The sequence below is a fragment of the Mucilaginibacter koreensis genome (assembly GCF_054783355.1).
The window spans coordinates 2,064,584-2,089,315 of sequence record NZ_BAAGQS010000001.1; the positions used below are offsets into that span (position 1 = coordinate 2,064,584).

General features: G+C 44.6%; 17 protein-coding genes. 6 read left to right on the plus strand and 11 right to left on the minus strand.

The genetic code is table 11. The annotated features are described in order from the left end of the window. The first annotated feature begins 2 nt into the window (after positions 1-2). Both ACYVNW_RS09410 and ACYVNW_RS09415 read left to right on the plus strand, forming a co-directional pair. A complete protein-coding gene (locus ACYVNW_RS09410) occupies positions 3-911 on the plus strand; it encodes a TIGR01777 family oxidoreductase (protein ID WP_460679602.1) in 909 nt (302 codons plus the stop codon). Beyond that, positions 901-2,214, plus strand: a complete 1,314-nt coding sequence (locus ACYVNW_RS09415) for a cryptochrome/photolyase family protein (protein WP_460679603.1) — start codon at positions 901-903, stop codon at positions 2,212-2,214. Before ACYVNW_RS09410 ends, ACYVNW_RS09415 begins: the two co-directional genes overlap by 11 nt. A 54-nt stretch (positions 2,215-2,268) precedes the next feature. Here the strand turns inward: ACYVNW_RS09415 and ACYVNW_RS09420 are convergent, their stop codons facing one another. The 4 genes from ACYVNW_RS09420 to ggt all read right to left on the minus strand — a co-directional run bounded on the left by ACYVNW_RS09420 (position 2,269) and on the right by ggt (position 6,168). After that, entirely contained in the window at positions 2,269-3,258 is a 990-nt protein-coding gene (locus tag ACYVNW_RS09420) for a hypothetical protein (protein WP_460679604.1), read from the minus strand. A 5-nt stretch (positions 3,259-3,263) separates the two neighbouring features. Then, on the minus strand, positions 3,264-3,815 hold the full coding sequence (locus tag ACYVNW_RS09425; RefSeq protein ID WP_460679605.1) for an FKBP-type peptidyl-prolyl cis-trans isomerase: 552 nt from the start codon (positions 3,813-3,815) through the stop codon (positions 3,264-3,266). A 101-nt stretch (positions 3,816-3,916) separates the two neighbouring features. Further along, entirely contained in the window at positions 3,917-4,357 is a 441-nt protein-coding gene (locus ACYVNW_RS09430) for a MarR family winged helix-turn-helix transcriptional regulator (RefSeq protein WP_460679606.1), read from the minus strand. Positions 4,358-4,464: 107 nt separating this feature from the next. Beyond that, entirely contained in the window at positions 4,465-6,168 is a 1,704-nt protein-coding gene (gene ggt, locus ACYVNW_RS09435) for a gamma-glutamyltransferase (protein ID WP_460679607.1), read from the minus strand. A gap of 180 nt (positions 6,169-6,348) precedes the next feature. Between ggt and ACYVNW_RS09440 the strand changes: the two genes are divergently transcribed. Next, positions 6,349-6,843: a hypothetical protein gene (locus ACYVNW_RS09440; RefSeq protein WP_460679608.1), complete on the plus strand. Its 495-nt coding sequence runs from the start codon at positions 6,349-6,351 to the stop codon at positions 6,841-6,843. Positions 6,844-6,934: 91 nt separating this feature from the next. Here ACYVNW_RS09440 and ACYVNW_RS09445 read toward each other — a convergent pair whose 3' ends face one another. Beyond that, positions 6,935-10,660 carry a S8 family serine peptidase gene (locus ACYVNW_RS09445; RefSeq protein ID WP_460679609.1) on the minus strand — a complete coding sequence of 1,242 codons (3,726 nt, stop codon included), beginning with the start codon at positions 10,658-10,660 and terminating at the stop codon, positions 6,935-6,937. Between the two features lie 429 nt (positions 10,661-11,089). Here ACYVNW_RS09445 and ACYVNW_RS09450 point away from each other — a divergent pair, with 429 nt between their 5' ends. Both ACYVNW_RS09450 and ACYVNW_RS09455 read left to right on the plus strand, forming a co-directional pair. After that, complete coding sequence (locus tag ACYVNW_RS09450) at positions 11,090-16,660, plus strand: DUF2341 domain-containing protein (RefSeq protein ID WP_460679610.1); 5,571 nt, start codon at positions 11,090-11,092, stop codon at positions 16,658-16,660. A gap of 16 nt (positions 16,661-16,676) precedes the next feature. Next, positions 16,677-16,898: a hypothetical protein gene (locus ACYVNW_RS09455; protein WP_460679611.1), complete on the plus strand. Its 222-nt coding sequence runs from the start codon at positions 16,677-16,679 to the stop codon at positions 16,896-16,898. Between the two features lie 33 nt (positions 16,899-16,931). Here ACYVNW_RS09455 and ACYVNW_RS09460 read toward each other — a convergent pair whose 3' ends face one another. After that, positions 16,932-17,603, minus strand: coding sequence for a DUF4136 domain-containing protein (locus ACYVNW_RS09460; protein WP_460679612.1), 672 nt, complete (start codon positions 17,601-17,603; stop codon positions 16,932-16,934). 213 nt (positions 17,604-17,816) lie between these two features. After that, positions 17,817-19,466, minus strand: a complete 1,650-nt coding sequence (locus ACYVNW_RS09465) for an NAD+ synthase (RefSeq protein ID WP_460679613.1) — start codon at positions 19,464-19,466, stop codon at positions 17,817-17,819. Between the two features lie 67 nt (positions 19,467-19,533). On the opposite strand from ACYVNW_RS09465, the gene gldB reads away from it, so the two are divergent. Then, positions 19,534-20,589: a gliding motility lipoprotein GldB gene (gene gldB, locus ACYVNW_RS09470; protein ID WP_460679614.1), complete on the plus strand. Its 1,056-nt coding sequence runs from the start codon at positions 19,534-19,536 to the stop codon at positions 20,587-20,589. Between the two features lie 60 nt (positions 20,590-20,649). Here gldB and ACYVNW_RS09475 read toward each other — a convergent pair whose 3' ends face one another. The 4 genes from ACYVNW_RS09475 to atpA form a co-directional block, all read right to left on the minus strand. Further along, the gene (locus ACYVNW_RS09475) at positions 20,650-20,838 is read right to left on the minus strand and encodes a hypothetical protein (protein ID WP_460679615.1); all 189 of its coding nucleotides are present in this window, start codon (positions 20,836-20,838) and stop codon (positions 20,650-20,652) included. Positions 20,839-20,911: 73 nt separating this feature from the next. After that, positions 20,912-21,772 (minus strand): DUF4349 domain-containing protein, encoded by an 861-nt coding sequence (locus ACYVNW_RS09480; RefSeq protein ID WP_460679616.1) that lies wholly within the window; start codon positions 21,770-21,772, stop codon positions 20,912-20,914. A 301-nt stretch (positions 21,773-22,073) separates the two neighbouring features. Next, entirely contained in the window at positions 22,074-22,988 is a 915-nt protein-coding gene (atpG, locus tag ACYVNW_RS09485; protein ID WP_460679617.1) for an ATP synthase F1 subunit gamma, read from the minus strand. A gap of 139 nt (positions 22,989-23,127) precedes the next feature. Then, positions 23,128-24,702, minus strand: coding sequence for a F0F1 ATP synthase subunit alpha (gene atpA / locus ACYVNW_RS09490; RefSeq protein WP_460679618.1), 1,575 nt, complete (start codon positions 24,700-24,702; stop codon positions 23,128-23,130). Between the last annotated feature and the right edge of the window lie 30 nt (positions 24,703-24,732).

The window sequence follows — 24,732 nt, forward strand, 5'->3', positions numbered from 1 at the left end:
TAATGCAGCAACATATTCTGATTACCGGTGGCAACGGACTCATCGGTAAACACCTCACACAAGCTTTATTGCAACAAGGGCATAAGGTAAGCCACCTGAGCCGCCATCCAACCGTAGTATCGGGCGTTACCTCGTTCAAATGGGATTTACACCGCCAGCAAATTGACATGCACTGTATTGACGGGGTGGATACCATTGTGCACCTGGCAGGTGCCGGCGTTGCCGATAAGCGCTGGACAGAAAAGCGCAAAAAAGAAATCCTGGATAGCCGTACGCAATCTATTCGATTAATTTATACGCTGTTGCAGCAAAAAGAGCATCAGGTAAAGTCTGTTGTTTCTGCATCGGCCACCGGTTATTATGGCAGCCGTAATGATGAAGTGCTTACCGAAAGCAGTGCCCCTTCTGATGACTTTTTAGGGAAAGTTTGTGTAGAATGGGAGAATGCGGTAGATAAAGGCAAAGCTTTGGGCTTGCGTATTGTAAAGTTTCGCACCGGTGTGGTGCTTACCACTGAAGGCGGCGCTTTACCACCGCTGGCCGCACCCGTAAAACTCGGTTTGGGCGCCCCGTTGGGTAACGGCCGGCAGTGGATTCCGTGGATACACTGGCAGGATGTGGTTGACCAGTACCTGATGGCAATTAACAAACCTGAGATGGAGGGCGTTTTCAATATGTCGGCCCCGGAACCGGTTACCAACAGGCAATTAACAGAAGCTGTTGCCCATCAGCTTAAAAAGCCGTTGTGGCTGCCTGCTGTACCTGCATTCGCATTAAAACTGGCGTTTGGCGAGATGAGCGAGGTGGTACTGGGCAGTACGCGCGCAATTCCCGAAGCTTTGAAGCATACCTCGTATCAGTTTAAATACCCCACTATAGCCGAAGCGTTAAAAGAAATTTATGGATCATAAACAACCCGTTAGCATTTTTTGGTTCCGGCGCGATTTGCGCCTGCATGATAATGCAGGACTGTATCATGCCCTGAAGGGAGAACACCCGGTATTGTGCCTGTTCATATTTGACAGGGAAATATTGGATGAGTTAGAAGATAGAGATGATGCCCGCGTTACCTTTATTTACAACAGCATTGAAAAAGTACGTGATGAATTGCATAAACACAGTAGCAGCATAGAGGTTAGATACGGCACACCAGAGCAAGTTTTTGATGATTTACTGCAAGCGTATACTATTGCAGCCGTATATACCAACCGCGACTATGAGCCTTACGCCAAGCAGCGCGACAAGGCTATTGCTGAAAAACTACAGCAGCACAACATTGAATTTAAAGATTATAAAGACCAAATGATTTTTGAGCGCAATGAAGTGGTAAAAGATAATGGTGAACCTTATACTGTATTTACACCCTACAAAAAGCGCTGGTTTAAAACTTTAAAGCCATTTTATTTAAAGTCTTACCCTACCGAGAAGTATTTTAAAAATTTAGCCAAAACTAAACCCCTGCCTTTAATAGCTTTAAAGGAAATGGGCTTTGTTAAAAGTGAGCTTGAATTTCCGAAAGAAGAGTATCAGGACATTATTGATGATTACGCCAAGAACCGCGATTACCCGGCTAAAAAAGGCACCTCACACATTGGCCTGCATTTGCGCTTTGGTACAGTAAGCATACGCGATTGCGCCCGTGCCGCTTTTGAAAAAGAACAAACCTGGCTGGGCGAACTAGTATGGCGCGAGTTTTATATGATGGTGCTCGACCATTTTCCGCAAACGCAAACCCAGGCTTACCGGCTCAAATTCGACCACATCAGGTGGCGCAATAATGAAACTGAGTTTGAAGCCTGGTGCAAAGGCGATACCGGCTACCCCCTGGTAGATGCCGGTATGCGCGAACTGAATGCCACTGGTTTTATGCATAACCGGGTGCGCATGGTAACTGCCAGCTTTCTGGTTAAACACCTGCTTATTGACTGGCGCTGGGGCGAACAATATTTTGCACGTAAGTTACTGGATTATGAATCATCCACCAATGTGGGCAGCTGGCAATGGGTAGCCGGCTCGGGTACGGATGTAATGCCTTACTTCAGGATTTTCAACCCTGATGCACAGTTAAAAAAGTTTGACCCCAAAAAAGAATATGTAAAACAATGGGTACCCGAGTATGACAACCCGGATCAATATGCCTCACCCCTGGTAGACAATAAAGAGGGCAAGGAGCGTGCCCTAAAAACATATAGGGCAGCAGTAGCCAATGTATAACAAAAGCGCCTTGTAATTAATTACAAGGCGCTTTTTGTTAGGTAAAAAACCAATCTAATTGGTTACTGATGCAATACTTACATCATAAGCAATGCATGTATGGGCCGCATATGTGCTATTACCACTTAAGCCATAAGCTAAACCCGAGGGCAATATCAAACTAAACTCTGTATCTGTACCGGTTGCGCCGGCTTTTAACAAGCCTTGTCTTACCCCCTCAATTTGCCCTGGCAAACTGTTATTCATATAATACACTCCCGGAACAGCATTGTTAGTTTCTGTATAACCTAAAGGTTCCACAATGGAGCCATTAAAAATGGTTGTGCGATAATTAATATTTACCACCGAACTGGTAGTTACAGGAGTAGAGCCGGTACCGGCTCTGCGCAGTTTGTAATAATATTTTTGACCTAAGTACGGCCCAGCCTCAGTAATGGTAACAGGTGTGTAACCGGTCAGGTTATTGGCAGCCATATATTTCTGAATACTGATATCATCATAAGCGGCCATGTTGTTGTTATAAACTACTCCGTTGTATGAGTTTACGTTATTCACAACATTCAGGTAAAAATCGAGCGATTTATTACCACCAATTCTGTTATTGCCAATCAGGCCACCGCTTTGCCCGTAAGCCAAATGCGAAGGGATAATTACACGCAAGCGTGTACCTTGCCGTTTAACCAGATTACGCAAGGCCAATTGAAAACCATTTGGCCCGGCCTGGCCGCCATAAATATATTGGTGGTTAATAAAAGTGTCTTGTACGGAATAACTGCCATCCAGTGCTTTTACTGTTAAGGTAAGCGATAGTGGTGTAGATTCATCTACCGGTGCACCGGTACCCGCGCCCAAAATTTCGTAATAAATACCAGAGGTATCGCCGCCGGTGGTTTCGCGTTTCATGTTGCTCAAGCCGTTGGCTGATATATAAGCTTTAATCTGGGCATCATCATACTCTTTAATGTTCTGCTCCACTTTATCTTTGCGGCACGAAATCAGGCCTGCCGAAACCAGTAAAGAAAGTAAGTATATTGTTTTTCTCATGAGTCTTAATTAATAATATCATATACAGTGATCTCAAAATCGAGTACTGAATTGGCCCGCAGGCCCAAGGTTTGCAATTGGTCATACGGCCCATAAGCATAGCGCGAAGCCGTAATGATACGAATGGTTCCATTCTTTCCCACCTGCGATTTTGGAATGCACTGGCTCCAGGCCTTAATGGTTTCCCCAATACTAAAAGAAGGGTGAAAGGTGTCTGTTTTAACAAAGGGGTTACCCATTGAGCCAAGCACCCGCCCGGTATAACCAACCGTAATGCGGGTTGAAGTACTATACAACGCCTTTTCAGTACCGGGGTTAGTTACGCTGTACCACAGGCCGCTACTATCGGCAATAGCTTTGGTAAAACTACCGGCCAGCTTGTTGGCAGCCAGGTAATCGGTAATAATTTGATCATCTATGGCTGCCTGCGCTTTTGCCTGGTTGGCTATGCTACCATCTTTTTTGCAGCCTGCAAAAAACAAAGCACTTAACACCAGTATATATAACAGCCTGCGCATCAACTTTTTTTGAAACGGCAAATTTATTGTTTTATCCATCAAAACAAGCAGCTTAACATTTTTTAACACATAAAAAGGCTTAGCCCGGTTGGATAACGTAAGAAGAGCAATAAAATGATATTAAAAGCGAAGATAAAAGCTTATAAATTTTCGGGTTTATAATCCAGCGTAAGCTGATTGAGTTTTTTAAGCAGATTAATGAGGTAGTTTTTATCTTTTTCGCTGATGTGCTCATTCAGATAATTATTGAACTCTTTAACCACACGGCGGGCCATACGCCGTTTTTCGCGCCCCATTTCGGTTAAATATACTTTAACCGAGCGCTTATCGCCCTGGTTTGATTCCCGGTAAATTAAACCCATTTGCTCCAGCTGGCTTAGCATGCGCGACAAGCTGGTTGACTTTAAGCCCAGCAAGGCCGCTACCTGCGAAACGGTGGTGCCCTCCTTTTCGTCAATATTAATTAAAAGATAGCCAATGGATTGGGTGATCCCATGTTCTACCACCAATTGGTTGTACCGGTTGGCCATAGTTTGCCATACCACTTTTAAAAAATAATCTATCGTTTCCTGGTGCTTCATCTACTATGCAAGCATAATAATAATATCTCAGCTTTAAAAATCAGAACTTATTATGCAAAGGCAATAACGGCTATTTCAGTAAAATATGATAATCAAGAACATTTAGGTTACCAACCCGCTTTCGTATCATCTCCCCTCGGATCGGCTCCGCCCTCGTAACCCTTTGCCGTTTTCAAAATCGCATCTACCCTGCCAATACCCCCGCCTTCTCTTATCTTGTAGCCTTTTTGTTCCAACACGGTTTTGACTTGCGGCTGCAGTGCACCAAGTTCGGTATGTACTTCATCGGGCAGCCATTGGTGATGAAAGCGTTTGGCGGCTACGGCCTGCTGTATGTTCATGTCAAATTCAATCACATCAAGTATGGTTTGGAAAACCGAAGTGATAATGGTGGAACCGCCGGGTGTACCTACTACCATAAACAGATGTCCGTTTTTTTCCAGTATGGTAGGCGTCATGGAAGATAACATGCGCTTGCCAGGCTGTATGCTATTAGCTTTACCACCTACCAGGCCATACATGTTGGGGCTGCCGGGCTTCGAGCTAAAATCGTCCATTTCGTTATTCAACAAAAAACCGGCACCTTTTACCACTATTTTGGAGCCAAATGAGCCGTTAAGCGTAGTAGTAATAGACACAGCATTTCCCTCCTTATCCACAATAGAATAATGAGTAGTTTGGTCGCTTTCGTACCCTACAAAACTGCCCGGCTGTATAACCGAGCTTGGGGTGGCCTGTGCCCAGGTAAAGTTGCTCATGCGCGAAGCGGTATACGATGGTCTTAACAAGCTATCCACCGGAACCTTGAAAAAATCAGGGTCGCCCAGATACTTAGAGCGATCTGCATATACCCGGCGTTCAGCTTCGGTAATAAGCTGCACAGTAGAATCTGTATTGTACCCCCAGCGGTGCAAAGGGTACTTTTCAACCGATTGCAGCAATTGCAAAAGAGCAATACCGCCGCTTGATGGCGGGGGCATGGTAATCACCTTATACTGCTTGTACTTACCCACAATGGCTTTGCGCCACACCGAATGATAGTTTTTCAGATCGGTTAAAGTCATCAACCCATTACCGCTTTTCATTTCGGCTACCAGGGCATTTGCCACCCGGCCCTCATAAAAACCAGCCCGCCCCTTTGTGCTGATGAGTTGAAGCGTGTTAGCTAAATCGGCTTGCACCAATATATCACCGGCTTGCCAGGGTGTTTCTTTTATAAAGTAGCCCTTGCCGGGATTCAGGCGTTTGAAATCAGCTTGATTATGGTTTAAATCGGCAGCCAGGCGGGCTGTAATCTTAAACCCGTTGCGGGCCAGATCAATAGCGGGTTGCACAAGTGTTGCCCAGGGCAGCTTACCGTATTTACGATGCGCCTCCACCATACCATCCACAGAGCCCGGTACACCAGAAGCCTGATGGGTATATAAGCTTTGATTAGGTATAACGTTGCCTTTATCATCCAGGTACATGTTCGCGCTGGCCGCGGCCGGGGCCTTTTCCCGGTAATCGAGCGTGTTGGTTTGCCCTTTGGCCGAACGGTACACCATAAAACCACCTCCTCCAACATTACCCGCTTCGGGCAAGGTTACTGCCAGCGCAAACTGTACAGCTACCGCGGCATCAACGGCATTACCACCCTTTTTTAATATGGTTAAACCTGCCTGTGCAGCATCCGGATAGGCACAGACCACCATACCATTATGAGCGCCCGGCTCTGCTGTAACCTGTGCTGATGCCTGCATTGTAAGCAGCGCATTTATTGCTATAACTGCAACTGTATTAACACCCCATTTTAACCACTGAAGTTTCATGAAGCCAATTTAAGCGTTCTGGTGTACTTTTCACTAAAATGCCCCGGCACTCAATAAAAAATCTAAAATAAAAAGCATTCATTTTCAGTCGGCTAAACCAAAAGCGGGCATTTTAGTCCTACCAGCCGTACCGAATTTTGCTATTTGTACGTTATTTACCAAAATCAAGCATTAAAAAGCATGAAGAAATTTACCTACTTATTCACGTTGCTGATTGCAGCATTATGTATTTCCACCACCGTAAAAGCGCAATATCAGGCTGCTGCCGGCTTAAAGTTTGGCGGCTATGAAAACGGCATTGCCGGAAAATACTTTTTGAACGAAGGCGCTGCCATAGAAGGTGTGCTGGGTTTTCGCTCTCATGGCGTAGTGGTTACCGGCTTGTATGAAATTCATCAAACTGCCTTTAATGTTAAAGACCTTAAATTTTACTACGGTGGAGGTGCACACGTAGGCGGTGTAGGCAGCGGTACTTATAAACGCTATAACGGAGACGACTACAATTATCATAACAGCACGGTATTGTTAGGTGCTGATGGTGTTATTGGTTTGGAGTATGTAATTCCTGATTCGCCCATTGGTATCAGCTTGGATTTAAACCCACGTGTAGAGCTGGCTACCGGACCCTTTTTTGATATTGCCCCAGGCTTGGGATTAAAATATACGTTCAAATAAGAATTACATGAGGAAAGGGTGAAGCGGAAATGTGCTTTAACAACCATCTGCTTGTGCAATTACTGCTTCACCCTACTCCCTCCTCATTCGTTTATTTTGTAATAATCACTTTGCTGCTATATACTTTCGTACCCAATTGTATTTTAAGTATATAAGTACCTGCCTTGATGTTGGCTACCCCGAACGAGCCGATATAATTACCTGCGGCCACCGCAGCAGCATTAGAATAAACGGTTTGCCCCGCTGTGTTTACCAATGAAATGTTCAGCTGACCAGCTTCGGGCGCTGTAAGCGCTACTGTGAGCTGCGTACTGGCCGGCACCGGGAAAACCGACAGGTTGATATCGGCCCAGTTGCCACTGGCTTCGCCGGGTTTGATGTAAACAAATACTTCGGAATTTAAGGTACAACCACCTGCCAGTGTAATTTGCAATTGGTAACTACCGCTCACCTGCGGTGTATAAGTTTGCCCGGTAGCACCAGCGATAGCCTTACCGTTTAAGTACCACTGGTTACCAGTAGTAACATTTGACGTAAGTACATTTCCGTTTAAACTGATAGCAGGGCGTGTAACAGCAACCGGCACACGGGCCAGCGAAGCGCAGCCACTGCTGGCTACCTGCATATTGTAAAAATAATAATAAGCTGCTGCAGCCCCTGCACTCCCTGTATTACCCGAAATACGGAAAACAGAGCCGGCAGCAAACGGATAGCCGGTTACGCCAGCATTACTGCGGTACAGGGTAGCCCCGTTGAGGTAAGCCACATTAATAGTATAGTTGCCCGCTGCCGGCAGCGATAAATTAAGTTGATATACAGCACCCTGATCATTAAGATCATCAGGTTGCGCACCTGCGCCCGGCGTACTGCGGGTAGCGGTTACAGCAATAGTAGTGGTAGATACCACCAATCCGCTTGCATTGGTTACCGTAAACCGAACACGTCCTGAATTACCCACGTACAGGCGGGCGCTTTGTATGATTAAAGGTATCTGCGTGCTTACAATTACACCGGGCGTATATTGGTTATAGCCGCCTCCGCTAAATACATTTTTAGTGGCTGGCCCCACAGTGGCATTAAAATCATTTACACCTGCATAAAAAGTATTATTTACCGGTGCCAAGGTTGTAGCGGAGTTAGCCCCAATAGCAATAGGTGTAACATCATTAGCGTTGGCATACCATAGCAGTTGCCCGTCGGCAGCGCCGGTAAGCAGGTATTGGTTGCTGTTGTTGCAATAATAAGCCGCCAAACCAGCTGGTGCCGGGTTGTTACCCGTTACATAATTTATGCTAAACTGGTTGTTGGCCGCAATAGCATCGCCCGCCAGGGTGGTGGTAGCCGTAACCGTGTATGTGGCTCCCGCCACGGTATTGAACGTATTGGTTAAAGTATAGTCATCTTCGGCATTAGGGGCTAAGCTACCGGTGTAGGTACCACTCAAAGTCACCGTTGAACCGTTAGGCATACTTACCCTCACAGTTACCGGAACAGAGGTTAGTACATTAGTGCCAAAGTTTTTCAAGGTAACAGTTACATTGGTACGCCCTGCACAGGTACCGCTCACTACGGCATCATTGATATCAATCACACCAGCATCAATGGCAGTCTTTACGAATTGCACACGATAATCCTGAGTTTCGCCTTTGGCATAATTTGCACAAGGTGTAACCTCGTTTGCGTTGGATGTTTCTACCAGCACCACCCGCATCAGCGAGTAATTACCCGGTGTAACAGTAACCGGTACAGTAACGTTGGCGGTAAACGTACCTGTACTGTTAATAACACCAGTTGTAGCTACTAATTCTCCGGCATCGGTGAAGTTGCCGTTGGAGTTCCAATCGACGTACACTTTTGCAATTTTATTATTATTCGTCCCGCAGGTACCCAGGCTCAGGATGAGTGGATAAGTTTTGCCCTGTTCCAATTGTGCGGTGAGTGATGTATTGTCAGTATACGCCGTGCACCCGTCGGCCGACGTGGTATTGATATTGGCTAATGAAAAGCCGGTAATTTTTGAATCAGCGCTGGAGACAGGGGCCGAGCCACAATACGGGCTGCCACCCGAACCTGTAACAATCAGCGAATACGGCTGACTGCCTGATTGTAATGTTTGCTTGTTTGAGACAATAATTGTATACGTTTTTCCGGGCGTTGCACCATCTACTATAATTTGTTCAATATTGTCCCTGATGTTGTCGCCCTTGGTGGCTGCCACGCCCGGCTGCTCAGGGTTCAGCACCCAGGGCAACAGCGTGCCGCTGCCATTGCTGATGCGTATATCTAAATCATTCACCAGTTTTGGGCTGCGGTCGTTAATAGTGCCATCAGGGGTTATGGTACCTTCAGGATCTGTCCAGGCCAGGGTGGCGGCCAATACGCCGCTGCCTGAAGCGGTTACCTGGATGGTTTGCGGCTGCCCCTGTTGAAGGGTATTTTCCAAAATCAAACTCTTGGTACCGTTATCGGTAATCGCCTGGGCGGCGCGGCGCATATCCAGCAGGCCCCAGCCATAAATGTAATCGGGGCCTATATTGCCGCCATCAAAAGCGGTATGGCAGGCCAGTGCCTTAAGCGTAGCCGAGCGCATAAAATTGTTGCTGTTTTTTTGAGCATAATACTCCTGCAGCAAGTAAAGCGAACCGGTAATATTTGGGGCCGACATAGATGTGCCCGATAAAGTTAAATAATCAGTCGGACCACTATTATCGGTAGATAATACATTGTCCCCATTGCCAACCAAATCAGGTTTGATGCGCCCATCATCTGTTGGGCCCCAACTGCTGTAGCTACCAATCACCACATCAGCCGGAGTTGCCGGTCCGAAGGGCAATGCCTGCACCGCCCCCACTGTAATTACATTTTTGGCGTTAGCCTCCAAAGGAATTACATCATACCCATTATTGCTACTGATACCCGATGGGCGCGGGCCCTGGTTAACAAGTGTTTGGTCTGTACGGCTGCGAAAGCCATAATAACTCTCCCCTATGCCGGGGCCGGTGTCATTACGGCTGTTACCGGCGGCTACCACAATGGTGTAATAGGGCGCGTTATAAGCTACACGATCGTACCCTTGGGTGTAGCTGCTGTAAAAACCAAATTTATAATCTACAGAATCGCCGGGAAGGCCATACCATTCCCAGTGCCCTTCGTCGCTGTTGTAATTCCAGCCGGCAATAGCGCCGTATGAATGGTTGGACAGCAGCAGGTTAGTACCTGCCGTACCCATCTCAGCTACATCGTTGTCGAAATCATAAGACAGTAAAGTTGCGGCATTAAAAGCCATACCCTTAACCGCTGGCACTACACCTTTGGCTACCATGGTACCGGCTACGTGTGTGGCGTGTTCGTTACTACCTACTCCATCAGGGTTGGTAATGGTTTTTCCGGCAAATTCCTGATGACCGGCGTATACTGAACCACCATCCCAAATAGCCAGTTTATCGTTCAATAAAGTACTCGAACCCGATAAATTAAGACCCAAACTGCCGCCGGGCTGCACCGAATTGGTACCGGTGGTAGCGGCTGAAATTGTGTTGTTATACGTTTGCACGTATACAGGGAACCCCAATGGTGTTACCTGTTGCAGGCTAATGACCTTACCTTGCCGGCTTTTTCTTTTCAGTACCCAGCCGTGCTGTTTGGCCAGGGCTATCGCCTTTTGCTGATCAGCCTGATGAAGGGTGTTGGCCTGAGCTGATATTTCATTTAACGCCCTCCTGTTCTCGGCTGTAACTAAAGGTTTTTGGGCGTAGACTACTGCCGCAATACATACCCCTAAAAAGCTTAATAATGAAATGCGGCGCAATTGAATCATACAATAGTTTTAAAGTTAGGCAGGTTGGAAAAATTGGCTGACTAAAGTACTTACTTTTTACCGATAGCGATAGCATACAACTATAAGTTTTACGAATATTTATCAAATAAGTTGCTGAAACAAGTTTAAATGGAAAAAATATCTGGTTTATGAAAGCAAGCACCATATCATGACATGAGGTTGATCTTCCTGACAGATTAAACTATATGGGTGAGAGGAGAAAATTAGCCGGAAAAGCGAGTAAGACTCAGTTATAATTAATTAATGATTATAAATTTTACTTATAGTAAATATTAAATATTAATTTTAATATATTTCAACGCCCCGAAATCCAGCTTCGGCGCTTTATACGTATCTTGTGCGTTATTTGTTTAGAAAAAATTTAACTTTTTTAAATAAATCTTTTTCATCCCCTTAGCACTAATTAATTTGAAAACACAGTTACTCCGGTTTATTTGTGTAAGTATTATATTTTGTATTGCAACAATAGCAACTGCACTTGCTCAATCCCCTCCTCCCGGAACGGTCACTTTTCAATATTTAAACTCTAACCAAACCAACTCTCCTACCAACTATGTAAATTTTGTTCCAAGCTCTGCATTTAATCAAGACGGTGGGTATGGATTTGAGTTTGTGACTTATGGTACCGGAACCGGAGCCACCAGTACTTATAATGCTGTACAAGTATCATTCGCAGTTTTTTCCGGCAATGATGCAACACTTAGTTTTGACAGAAGCAATGCGAACGTAACTGTTCAAACCGCATATATTCAAAGTGCAAGCAGTACCGCCGCAAACTCACAAACACTTACGGCCGTGCCCAACGCCGGAGGAGAGTTTAAACTTAACTCGATTGATTTATTAACCGTTTCGGGAACTGCTACAGTTAGTATAAGAGCTTACAAAGACAATGTACTTGTAGGCACAGCAGTTAGTGCAGCTATAAATGCAACCACCAAGACTACCGTAAATTTATCAGCCAATACAGATTTTAACAATATTGACAGAATAACCATTACCGGTTTTAGCGCTGATGGCGTAAGAGCAGATAATATCACTACAGTTGCAGCTGTAGGCCCAGCCACAGTAACAACAACAACTCCTTCAAATATTTCAAGCACATCAGCAACTGTGGGTGGTAGTATTACCGCAACAGGTGGTAGTACAGTTACAGAGTATGGGGTAGTATATTCTGCAACTGCTACTACACCCACTACTGCTAACAGCAAAATTGCAATTGGCACTTCAGCAACAACTGCTACTACGTTTTCCGGTACACTTTCCGGCTTAACCGCAGGAGCCACTTATTACATTAGAGCATATGCCATCAACAGTTCAGGTACCAACTATGGACCAGTAAGTACAATTACAACATCTACCGCTCCTACTACGCCAATCAACATCAATACCACTGCTCCTGTACTTTCAGTACCCGAGAATTCTGCCAATGGTACAACCGTAGGCTTAACCGCTTATTCATCTGATCCAACATTAGGCTATAATTCAACCAACCTGGCTTTAAATAAAACGGTTACAGTAACCTCATTGGAGAACGGCGCACAGTTTCCGGCTTCGGCTGCGGTGGATGGCAATACCACTACACGTTGGTCAAGCGCCTTCTCTGATCCGCAATCAATTACAGTTGACCTTGGCGGATTTTACGACATCAGCCGCGTAAGAATTTTGTGGGAAAATGCTTATGGCAAAGATTATCAAGTTCAGATCTCATCAAACGGCACCAGTTTTAATACGATTAAAAGCGTAACCGGGAACACTTCAACGAATAATGATATTACCGGCTTAAGCGGACAGTCAAGCATTGCCCGCTATGTTAGAATTTACGGCACTACCCGCGCCTTAACCGCCTATGGTTACTCTATTTACGAGCTTGAAGTTTACGGTTCGCCAATCCGGTATTCGCTAAGTAATGATGCAGGCGGCCGTTTTACGATCAATACGCTTACAGGGGCGGTAACCGTAGCAAACGGCACACTGCTAGATTACGAAACCAATACATCGCATACCATTACTGTAGTGGCCACCAACCCTAATAACAATACAACATCATCTCAAAACTTTACTATTGCCGTTACTAATGTTAACGAAGCACCTACTATTACGTCGGCAGCTACGGCTTCTGTAAGTGAAAGTACTACCGCTGTTGCTGTAGTAACAGCCACCGACCCGGATGCCAATACCACCTTAACTTACAGCATTTCAGGTGGGGCCGACCAAGCGAAGTTTACTATTAATTCGTCTACCGGCGCTTTAAGTTTTATTACGGCGCCACAGTATAGTTCGCCCGGTTCAGCAGCCGGAACTAATACTTACCTGGTAAATGTTACCGCTACAGATAATGGCTCACCTGCGTTAAGCAACGCTAAAAGCATGACCATTACTGTAACGCAGACTACGTTTTTAAACAGTTATGCTTACCGTTTACCGCTAACATTAAATACAACCGGCCTGGGCCTGAGCGGCGATTTAAATTATTTCCCCTTACTGTTAAAAATTACCAGCAATGATTTAAAAGTTGTTTCGGGCGGCTGTGCTAACAAGGTGCAGTTTCCTAACGGGCCTACCGGATATGACTTTGCCTTTGTTTCCCCTTCAGCACCTTCTACAGAGCTTAACTACCAGGTAGAAAGTTACGACCAAACCAATGGTATACTTTTGGTTTGGGTACGTGTTCCTACCGTGAGTTACCAGTCAAATAACAACTTATTTTTTTACTTTGGTTCGCCTGCTGCCCAAACTACCCATACTGCTGCTTTTTCACAAGCCACCTGGGCACAGTTAGTTTCAAGTACAAGCCCGCAGGCTTATAAAGGTGTATGGCACTTTAACGAAACCCCTTCTTCGGCCACTGCAACCTTAACTGATGCTACCGGTACCGGGAATAACTTAATTATTGGTTCTGGTACGGTAACCCAAAGCTCGCCGTCTTCGCCTTTGGTAGCCAATGGTGTTTTGTTAAACTCAGGCACGGTGTATAACCCATCGGCAACCAGCCTGCCGGCACTCAGTACAAATCTTACCATGTCGGCATGGGTTAATTACTCAACCTATCCGAGTGGTGTGGCTAATGTGATGGTATTGCAAAACGGTTCATCATACACCCAACTGGGTTTCAGAGGTACCAATTCACCGGTGAGCGTTAATTACGGAGGTGGTGCATCGTTGGTAACCAGTACCTCTACGCCTGCTATAAACACCTGGCATCATTTGGTATATACATTTACGCCTACTACCAACAATTTGTATGTAGATGGCGCGCTGGTACAAACCAGCACCACGGCACCGCAATCGGGCACGCCAAGCACGGTTATATTTGGCAGCTATGCTACCAATGGCGGTGAGTATTTCAATGGTTACCTGGATGAGGCCCGTGTAATTAACACAACTTTATCTGATAACTGGATTAAAGCCGAATACGGAAATATCAATAACATCAACTCTTTTACTACAGTTGGAACATTAAGCACTGATCCAACCAATGTTACCGGCATTCCAGGCGGTGTAGTATATTCTACCAGCAATGGTATCTCGTTTACGGTTTCACCGAGCGGCGTATCCACTACACCCTCAAATAATGGCAAGGAAAGCTTTATTTTAACCGGCAATGCTTCGCAGCCTACCACTACCAATGTTTATGCTTATACCATCAACAGCGGTAATACTTACACCATCAATAACCAAACCTTAAACGTAGGGTGTGATCTTACTGTTAATGGTACGCTTGCCGCAACCAGTGGCACCATTATATTCAATGGTACCAATTCGAAACAAAATTTAACAGTAAGCGGCACAGCTACTTTAGGAAATTTAGAAATTAAAAATACTTATAATACTACCGGTGGAGGTAATACACCAGGTACAATTAACCTTACAGGTGGTAATGTTAACCTTACTACATCACTCAAACTTACTCAGGGTAATTTAGTAATCAACAATGCTGCAAACGGATCATTAACTTTAAAAAGTACAGCTACCTCTACGGCATATGTAGCCGCAATTAATGATCTTACTTATAGCATTACCGGTAATGTAATTGCCGAACGCTTTGTAAAAGGTAACAACTCGCTTACCAGGCGCCAGTATCGCATGTTATCTTCGCCTGTACATACCAATACATCCGGCACCAACGTATATAACTTTAATTATTTACAAGCCTCTTCTTATGTTACGGGCCCGGGCGGTACTGCCAATGGTTTTGATAAAGATACCAACCCTTTACTTTATTTATACCGGGAAGACTATTTAGCAAGCAGTGCAGGGTTCAATTCCGGCCCATATAAAGGGGTTACTAAAATTACCTCCGGAAGTAACCAGGTAAACGTAGTGCTGAACACTACCGTAGCCGGTGGAAGCGAAACTGTTACCATACCCATTGGCAACGGCTTCCTGTTTTACTTTACCGGTAACCGTTCTACCTCCTTAGCTTCTAAAACTGCGCTGCCGCTTACCCCACCCGAAGATGTAGTGTACAGCAATACCGGCATACTTAACCAGGGGCCTGTTAACGTAGCTTACTGGCACAGTCCGGCTACCATAGGGTTGCCATACACCGGCACCAGCAACGGCTATTTCCTGGCGGGTAACCCTTATGCGTCATCTATCAATCTTTTAACGTTTAGCAGTACGGTAAGTACGGCAGGAATTTATGGCCCGGGCCTTGGCTCTACACCATATTTCTATGTATTAGATCCTTTGAAAAAAACTTACGATACCTACCAGGTAACCGGATCGGGTACTGGTATAGGAACCGGAAATGCAACCAATATTATTGCCAGCGGGCAAGGCTTCCTGGTAAGGTCTACCAGTGCGGGTAAATCTTTAATTTTTAATGAGGCTGCCAAAGTTGCTACTCAGCCCACCACAGCAACAGACCCGAATAACACTTTACTGATGAGTACCCCTACCCAAAGCCTGAGTGATTTTGGTGCCGGTTACCCTGTACAGAAAGCGATGAATGCAACAAATATCAAGACAAGCAATCAACCTCAATATCTGCGCTTACGCCTGGAGCAGGATACCATGTATAATGATGAGGTTATTATACGCATGGACGAGAAAGCAACAGATGCCTTTAATCCGCAACAAGATGCGGAAGATTTAGGTGGTGTAGGTGCTCCGGTTGCGCTTTCTTCACTTTCGTCTGATCAGGCCCTGCTGGCTATCAATTGGGTATCTGCACTTAATAAAACAGATAAACATATTAAACTGAATGCAAGTGCTACCGCTACCGGCTTGTATGCACTTAAAGCACCCGAGATTGTAAATATACCCGAGCAATATGAGATATGGTTAAAAGATGCCTACAAAAAGGATTCTTTAGATTTGGGCAGATACAAGCAGTATAACTTTAACATTGACCGTACCATACCTGCCACTTTTGCTTCCGGGCGTTTTGAAATTGTAATACGCAAAAAAACATACCCAGCTTACGAACTGGTTAATTTAACAGCCAGCGCAGTTAAAGATGGTATTAATGTTACCTGGAAAGTATACAATGAATACAGCTTTTACGGCTTCACTTTACAAAAGCAGGACGGCAGCAACCAATTCATTCCCATTTCGCAATTGCAGTCTGATGGCCGGGGTAATTATAGCTACTTAGACCGCTTTCCAACCAAAGGCATCAACATCTATCGCTTGCAGCAAAATGATGATGAAGGAAAAAGCACCTACTCGGCAACAGCATCAGTAATGTTTGGTGCTGATGGAAAGAGCAGTACAACACATGATGCTTTTACGGTGTTCCCCTCCCCTGCAGTAAGCCAGATCACTATCCATTTAAATCAAGATGTGCTGTCTTTTAATGGCCAGATGCAGGTACGGGTTTATAACGGAAATGGCAACACAGTAATTAATCAATTAATGAGCGGAAACGACTGGAATCAGGATATCAGCCGACTGCTTCCCGGCTCTTATGTAGTTGAGGTGACGGATAAAGGCACAGGAGCATCATTAGGAAGAAGGTTATTTATAAAATTATAAGAGGAAGAAAATTGAGATGAGAGAATATAAAAAGTTTGCACTTACTTTATTATTTATCCTGCTGGCCAGTATAACTTTTGCTCAGCAGCCCGGCGACTTACCCTGTGAGGATGCCGACCCTACTTTAGGAAATGTGGAAACCTGCCCGTTAGATACCTGGGTATATGTGATGATTACAATTACGGTAATCCCAGCTGTTTATCATTTGTATCAACAAAAAAAGCCAGCTATCAAATAGCTGGCTTTTTTTGTTGATACAAATGCTCGGCAATTAAATACTGCCCTGGCCTGTTACTGTCACAGGCAATTGCTTAAACATACCTTCAATCACTTTCGGTATCTCATCAATCGACTTTTTCGGATTGCGTTTCAGCTCGCCGGTACCAAAACCACGCCATACCACCCGGCGGGTGCGGGCATCAATCAGGTCAACAGTAAGTACGCCCTCTTTAAAGTGTTCTACTGTTGGGTAACCATAGCCACCCCAACCACCGTAAGGGTAGCCCCAGCCGCCCCAGAACGGACGCCAGCCATAACCCCAACCCCAGCCAGCATAAAAGCCGCCATAGTACGGATAGCTGTAGCCCTGACGACTACCACGGTCAACCATGGTAGAGTACTGTACCAGCAAATCGGCGTTGCGGCCTTCGGCCTGGGTAAGGCCTTTGGCAGTTAAAGCCGCAACAGTAGCCTGACGGATACGCTCGGCCGCTACCGGGTTGTTGTAGTACTTGTTGTTGTTAATATAGTTTAATTGATGCGGCACGCTGCTGTTAATAGCCGGCATGCGGGTATTGGCATTCCCTGTAGGCACCAAAGCAAAGGTGCGGTATTGCCGTAAATTCAGTTGGTCGGCCCCGGCCTTGTAGTAGTGGTAGCTGGTACAAGAAGACCAAGCCATAACCAACAGTGCGAAAAATAAAATATAGCTGTATTTTTTCATGGAATTGTGAAACTTATATAATTAGACTTTGAAATGCCTGAAGGTTTAACAGGAATAAAAATATTTTTTAGTTTTTAAGCCGCAAAATAATACATCCTTTACCTGATTACAATAGGTATCTGCCTTTAAATGTTTCAACCCAAAATGTTAAAATCATCATATTAACGCAGCAGGCTCAATCCGTAAAAATTGAGCCTGCTGTTTGGTTTCCGATTAAGATAAATATCTGCCTACAATTGGCATCCTGCGCCCCATGCCGAAAGCTTTGGGCGATACCCTGAGGATAGGCGGCGTTTGATAACGCTTATGTTCAGCTGTGTTTACCAGTTTAATTACCCGCCTTACGGTAGTTTCATCATATCCTTGTTTAATGATTTCTTTTGAAGAGTAACGATGCTCAAGGTAAAGCTTCAGCACAGCGTCAAGCACATCATATTCGGGCAGCGAGTCTGTATCCTTTTGGTCAGGGCGCAACTCTGCTGAAGGTGGTTTACTGATGGTATTTTCCGGAATAATCTCACGTTCGCGGTTAATATATTTAGCCAGCTCGAATACCTGAGTTTTATACACATCGCCAATTACGGATATACCGCCGCACATATCGCCGTACAGGGTACCATACCCTACCGCTACTTCACTTTTATTAGAAGTATTAAGCAGGATATAGCCAAACTTGTTACACATGGCCATCAATAATACAGCGCGGCTGCGCGATTGTATATTCTCTTCGGCAATGTTAAACGGCAGCCCTTCAAACTGTGGATGCAGGGCGGTTTCAAAAGCTTCGGTAATAGATTTGATAGCAATAGTTTCAGATTTACAGCCCAGATTGTTTACCAAATCCTCGGCATCTTTAATAGAGTGATCGGTGGAATACCGTGAGGGCAGCAATACAGCCATTACATTTTCAGGCCCCAGGGCAGCTGCCGCCAGTGCACACACCACAGCGGAGTCAATTCCGCCCGACAAACCCAAAGTAGCCTTTGAAAAACCGGATTTACGGAAGTAATCCTGAATGCCCAGTACCAGGCCATTATAAATCTGTTCAATATCGCTTTGGCGCTGTGCCTGCAGGGTAACCGGCTGCAATGGCTTAATGGCTTCGCCCCTATTAAATTCATAATAAGTTACCTGCTCAGTAAAGTAAGGCAGTTCATCAGCCAGCGTACCATCAGCATTAAATGCCATGGAGCCGCCATCAAAAATAATTTCGGTTTGGGCACCTACATGGTTTACATAAAACAGCGGCAGTTGGTAACGTTTCACATTATCACCTAAAATGGCAATCCGCTCCTCATCGTGGTTGTAAGCAAAAGGCGAGGCCGCAATATTAATCATTACATCGGGCTGCTGCTCAATCAGCTTATCCATGGGGCGGGTTACATACAGCGGGTTTTCAATGTCGTTCCACAAGTCTTCGCAAATAGTAAGTGCAATGCGGATGCCTTTATAATCTATGCACTGAAACTCGGTTTCAGGCTCAAAATACCGGTATTCATCAAATACATCGTAATTGGGCAGCAGCGCTTTGTTCACTACGGCTTGTACTTTGCCATCAGCTATAAAATAAGCCGAGTTGTGCAGATCTTTACCTTCCGGATCGTTATTAGGTGTAGGCACGCCAATAATGCAGGCAATACCGGTGCATGCTTGCGCAACCTGCCGGGCAGCTTGCTCGCATTCATCAATAAATTCTTTAAACTCTAAAAAATCCCGGGCCGGATAACCGCAAATGCAGAGTTCGGAAAATACCACCAAATCGGCGCCCTGCTGCCTGGCATCGTTAAGGGTATCAATAATTTTAGCGGTTATTTTTTCGAAATTACCGATGTGATAATTGAGCTGTGCTAATGCAATTTTCATAATGATGCGGATACTTATCAAAGCCGGCTAAAATCCAACCGGACAAAAAACTGTTACTTTTGTTGTTATGTTAACAACGCTTGGCTTTAAAAACAGATTTCAGCAAATATATTTATTTTTACTTACCGCACTGGCTTTACAGGCTTGTAACCGGCATGCCAAGGTAGATGTAAGCCACATCCCGGTAAATGTGACTATCCAGCGGTTCGATCATGACTTTGCACAACTGCAAAACCCTCCGGTTGGCCCCAAAGCGCAAAACCTGCAACGTAAATATGGTGTATTTTATACCGATTTTATATCGCACATTTTACAAGCCGGCAGCCCCCGCGATACCAGTTATTTTAAAACCCTGCACGATGTATTCAACAGCCAGGCATATCAGGACTTAAAACACGAGGTAGACTCAGTTTACCCTAATATGGACAAGCAAAATGCAGAATTAACAGATGCCTTCCGGCACATCAGATATTATTTCCCTAAACAATCTTTACCTAAGGTGTATGCCTACTTTTCAGGTTTTCAGGCACAAACTTCTATTGGTGATGGCTATTTTGCCATTGGGCTGGATTTGTTTTTGGGGGCAAAGTCTAAGTTCTATCCGGCACTTATCGAAGCTTATCCGCATTACATTTCGCGCCGCTTTACACCTGATAACATTGCTCCGCGTACTGTTGAAACCATCGTACGGGAAAACATTTTCCCTGAGCCAGATGCAGATAAAAGCCTGTTGAGCCGTATGGTATATAATGGTAAAGTGATGTACATAATGGACCAATTATTGCCTGATGCGCCTGACAGCCTGAAAATAGGTTACACTCCGCAGCAACTGGATTGGGCTCAAAAATTCGAAGGTGATACTTGGGCTTACTTTTTGGAAGAGAACCTGCTTTACGAAACTGACTATAACAGAATACAAAAATACTTAAGCGAAGCGCCGTTTACTCCCGGCCTGGGCGAGCACAATGATTCGGCTCCTAAACTGGCTATATTTACCGGCTGGCAAATGGTAAAGCAATACATGGAGCGCCACCCGGATACTACCCTGCCGCAATTAATGGCGATGGATGATGCACAAGCCATTTTAAACCAATCGAAATATCGGCCGAAGGTTGAAAAGTAAGCACATAAAAAAAGCGCCTTTTATAAAAGGCGCTTTTTTTATGTGGTAAAGCCCGTTGGCTTATTGTAAAATCTTAAATACTGCTTTTAAGGCGATGATTACACCAACCACCAAGATAATCCATGAAATTAAAGAAAACATCATGCTATCGTGTATAAAGCGGAAGTACACGCCCACGATGCCTACAATAATGGCCAGGACTAATAAAAGATAATTACTGGTTTCGTTAGCTTTTTCTATAGAGTTCATGGTTTGTGTGTTGCTATTTAATTACGCCTCAAAAATAAAAATGTTTAACTGATTTTACGAATTTGTTTTCTACTTAAACCGGCTGTACAACCAATTTTCTTTTGCGATAAATTTTTACCATATACCACAGCACCAATCCGGTTAAAATACAAGCCCATAAATTCATGATTGCTAGTATGGCTTCCTTAAATAAATACCAACCGTTTTCAAAAGCTAAAGCTAAACGGTTAAAGAAACCTAACTGATAAGCAGAAGGATTATCATTAGCTATTATCTCTTTCATAATTACATTGCTTTGGTAAAAACTTAAATCTACCACGCTGTATTTAACCTCATCATTCACTTTCAAATTATTGATTTTTTCATCAATCATATCATCTTTTAAGTACAGCACATCCGCCGGGCTTTTGATCACCACTTTACCAGCTTTTTGCTGCTGTATGAGTTGGGTCCGGCTTTGCAGTTTGAGCTTTGATGACAGGTAATCGAACGTTCTGTCCTCAATGTTCATCCGGCGAAGATTGACGTAAACGCCCATTTTCTCTACTTGATCCATATACTCCTCCAGCCGCTCGGAAGGCACTTTAACCGACATTTGTGCTGATATATTTTGTGCCGACACCCGCATCAATGAATCACTACTGAGTTTAATATCCTGGCTTTGTTCATTCTCCGTAGCCGTTTCGTGGTGCATTACCACACCCTGGTACCGTTTGGTTAAGGCTTCTATTTGTGTACCGCTTTGCTGCACATTTTTTACTTTGAAGCGAATTTCGGCCGTTTTCACTAACTTGATTTCACTGGTTGTACTATCCGTGTTTTGAACAGTACTTGCGGTATCTGCATTACTCAATGGTTCATAACGACCGCTGTTTTTACAAGCGTTCAGTACTAAAGCAGTCAGCATTAGTACAATTGATAATTTCTTTCTCATGATACTAAGTATTTGGTTATGTATATCTTAATATCAGCATATGGTATAAAGTAACCTGAGCAAGAAGCTTATAACTGAAAAGTTACGAAAGAATAAAAAGAAATAATTAAGCCCTGAGAAACGTCATTGCGAGGTACGAAGCAACCTCTATGCGCTTAATTATGACAGGGTGCAGAAAGATTGCTTTGTACCTCGCAATGACGTTTTGATAAATACTAGCTGAAAAATGTAGGTGCACCACACAAAAAAAGGCTCCCCTATTGCTAAGGAAGCCTTGATATAGTTGTAAAAATTAAAACGCTTATCCGTTCAGGGCTGCGGCACCGCTTACAATCTCGGTAAGCTCGGTAGTAATGGCGGCCTGGCGTGCCTGGTTATAAGATAGCTTCAGGTTACGCAGCAACTCGCCGGCATTATCTGTTGCTTTATCCATCGCCGTCATGCGAGCGCCATGCTCAGAAGCATGTGAATCCAACACAGCACGATACAATTGTATTTTGATATTTTTAGGGATCAACTGATCAACAATAGCTTCTTTAGATGGCTCTAAAATGTAATCCACCTGCACGTTGCCCTTTTCTGAAAAGTTGATTGCAGCTTTAGCTGACTTGGCTTCCACCTCTTCAGCTTTCGGCACAGGTAATAATTGTTCGGTAGTTAAAATCTGTACCGCAGCGTTACGGAAGTGATTGTACACCAGTTCTACCCGGTCATACTTTCCATCCACAAAGCCTTGCATAATCTCTTCGGTAATTACCGATACCGTACTGAAGTTCAAATCAGAGTAAACCTCATTGTTATTACCAATTACGTTGTAACCACGCTTTTGATAAAACTCCTGCGCTTTACGGCCAATGGCTACAACAGAAAGGTTACCTGCTCTGTATTGGGCATTGTATTTACCTGCAATCAGGTTGTTGGCAGTTTTGATGGCATTGGTATTGAAAGCACCGGCCAAACCACGGTTAGAGGTAATTACCACCAGCAATACCCGCATCGGCTCACGTTCCTGCAAATAAGGTGATGAACCCTGCTCTAAACTGGCCGAAAGGTTAGCCAGCAACTCCTTTAGTTTGGTAGCATAGGGGCGCAGTTGGATGATAGCATTGGTAGCCCGTTTCAACTTAGCTGCCGAAACCATTTTCATGGCCTTGGTGATTTGCTGCGTTGACGTTACCGACGAAATACGGTTTCTTACTTCTTTTAAATTTGCCATTATACGAGATGTGAGATTTGAGATGTGAGATTTGAGATTACTTCTCACTCACCTGCTCTAAACTCCTTTATGTTCTGATTAAAAAGATGTGAGCATGAAAATTTCTCATATCTCACATCTATAATCTCATATCTAAATATTAATACTTTCCTGTCAGCTCTTTAGCTACAGTTTCCAGTACGCCGGTGATGTTATCATCAAACTTGCCTGCTTTAAGGGCAGCTAAAGTTTCAGGATGACGCATTTCCAGCTGGCTGGTGAACTCTGCTTCAAACTCACGTACTTTATTCACAGGTACGTTACGCATTAGGTTTTTGGTACCAATGTAGATGATAGCAACCTGCTTTTCTACAGATACCGGTGAGAACTGACCTTGTTTCAGCACTTCTACGTTACGGGCACCTTTATCCAATACGTTTTTAGTAGAAGCATCCAAATCAGAACCAAATTTAGAGAAAGCCTCCAATTCGCGGTACTGGGCCTGGTCAAGCTTTAAAGTACCGGCTACTTTCTTCATAGATTTGATCTGGGCGTTACCACCTACACGCGATACCGAAATACCTACGTTGATTGCCGGACGCACACCTGCGTTAAACAGGTTTGACTCCAGGAAGATCTGACCATCAGTAATCGAGATTACGTTGGTTGGAATATAAGCTGATACGTCACCTGCCTGAGTTTCGATAATTGGCAATGCAGTTAATGAACCACCGCCTTTTACCAAATGCTTGATAGATTCCGGCAAATCGTTCATATCGCGGGCAATCTCATCATTGGCGTTAATTTTAGCGGCACGCTCTAATAAACGGCTGTGCAGGTAAAATACGTCACCAGGGTAAGCCTCACGGCCCGGTGGGCGGCGCAGTAACAAAGATACTTCGCGGTAAGCAGTTGCTTGTTTTGACAAGTCATCATAAACAATCAGTGCCGGGCGGCCGGTATCACGGAAATACTCGCCGATAGCAGCACCTGCAAACGGCGCAAAGAATTGCATTGGAGCAGGATCAGAAGCTGAAGCCGCTACAATAATGGTATATGGCATAGCGCCGTTCTCTTCCAGTGTGCGTACAATGTTGGCTACGGTAGAGTTTTTCTGACCGCAGGCTACATAAATACAAATCACCGGCTGGCCGGCATCATAAAATTCTTTTTGGTTAATGATGGTATCAATACAAACCGCAGTTTTACCGGTTTGGCGGTCACCAATTACCAGCTCACGCTGTCCGCGGCCAATCGGAATCATGGCATCAATCGCCTTAATACCGGTTTGCAACGGCTCGGTTACCGGCTGGCGATAAATTACGCCTGGCGCTTTACGCTCCAGAGGCATATCATAAGTTTCACCGGTGATAGGACCTTTACCGTCAATAGGCTGACCTAAGGTGTTCACCACACGGCCCAGCATGCCCTCACCCACTTTTACCGAACCAATGGTGTTGGTACGCTTAATCGTATCACCTTCACGAACACCTTCGCTTGGGCCTAACAATACTACACCTACATTGTCTTCTTCCAGGTTTAACACGATACCTCTCAGGCCGTTGTCAAACTCAACCAGCTCGCCCAGTTGTACTTGAGATAAACCGTAAACACGGGCAATACCATCGCCCACCTGCAATACGGTACCTACTTCTTCTAATTCAGATTCTGACTTGAAGCCGGCCAGTTGCTGACGCAAAATGGCTGATACTTCGTCTGGTCTTACCTCTACCATAGTTTTTTTATCTATTTTTTAAGAGTATGT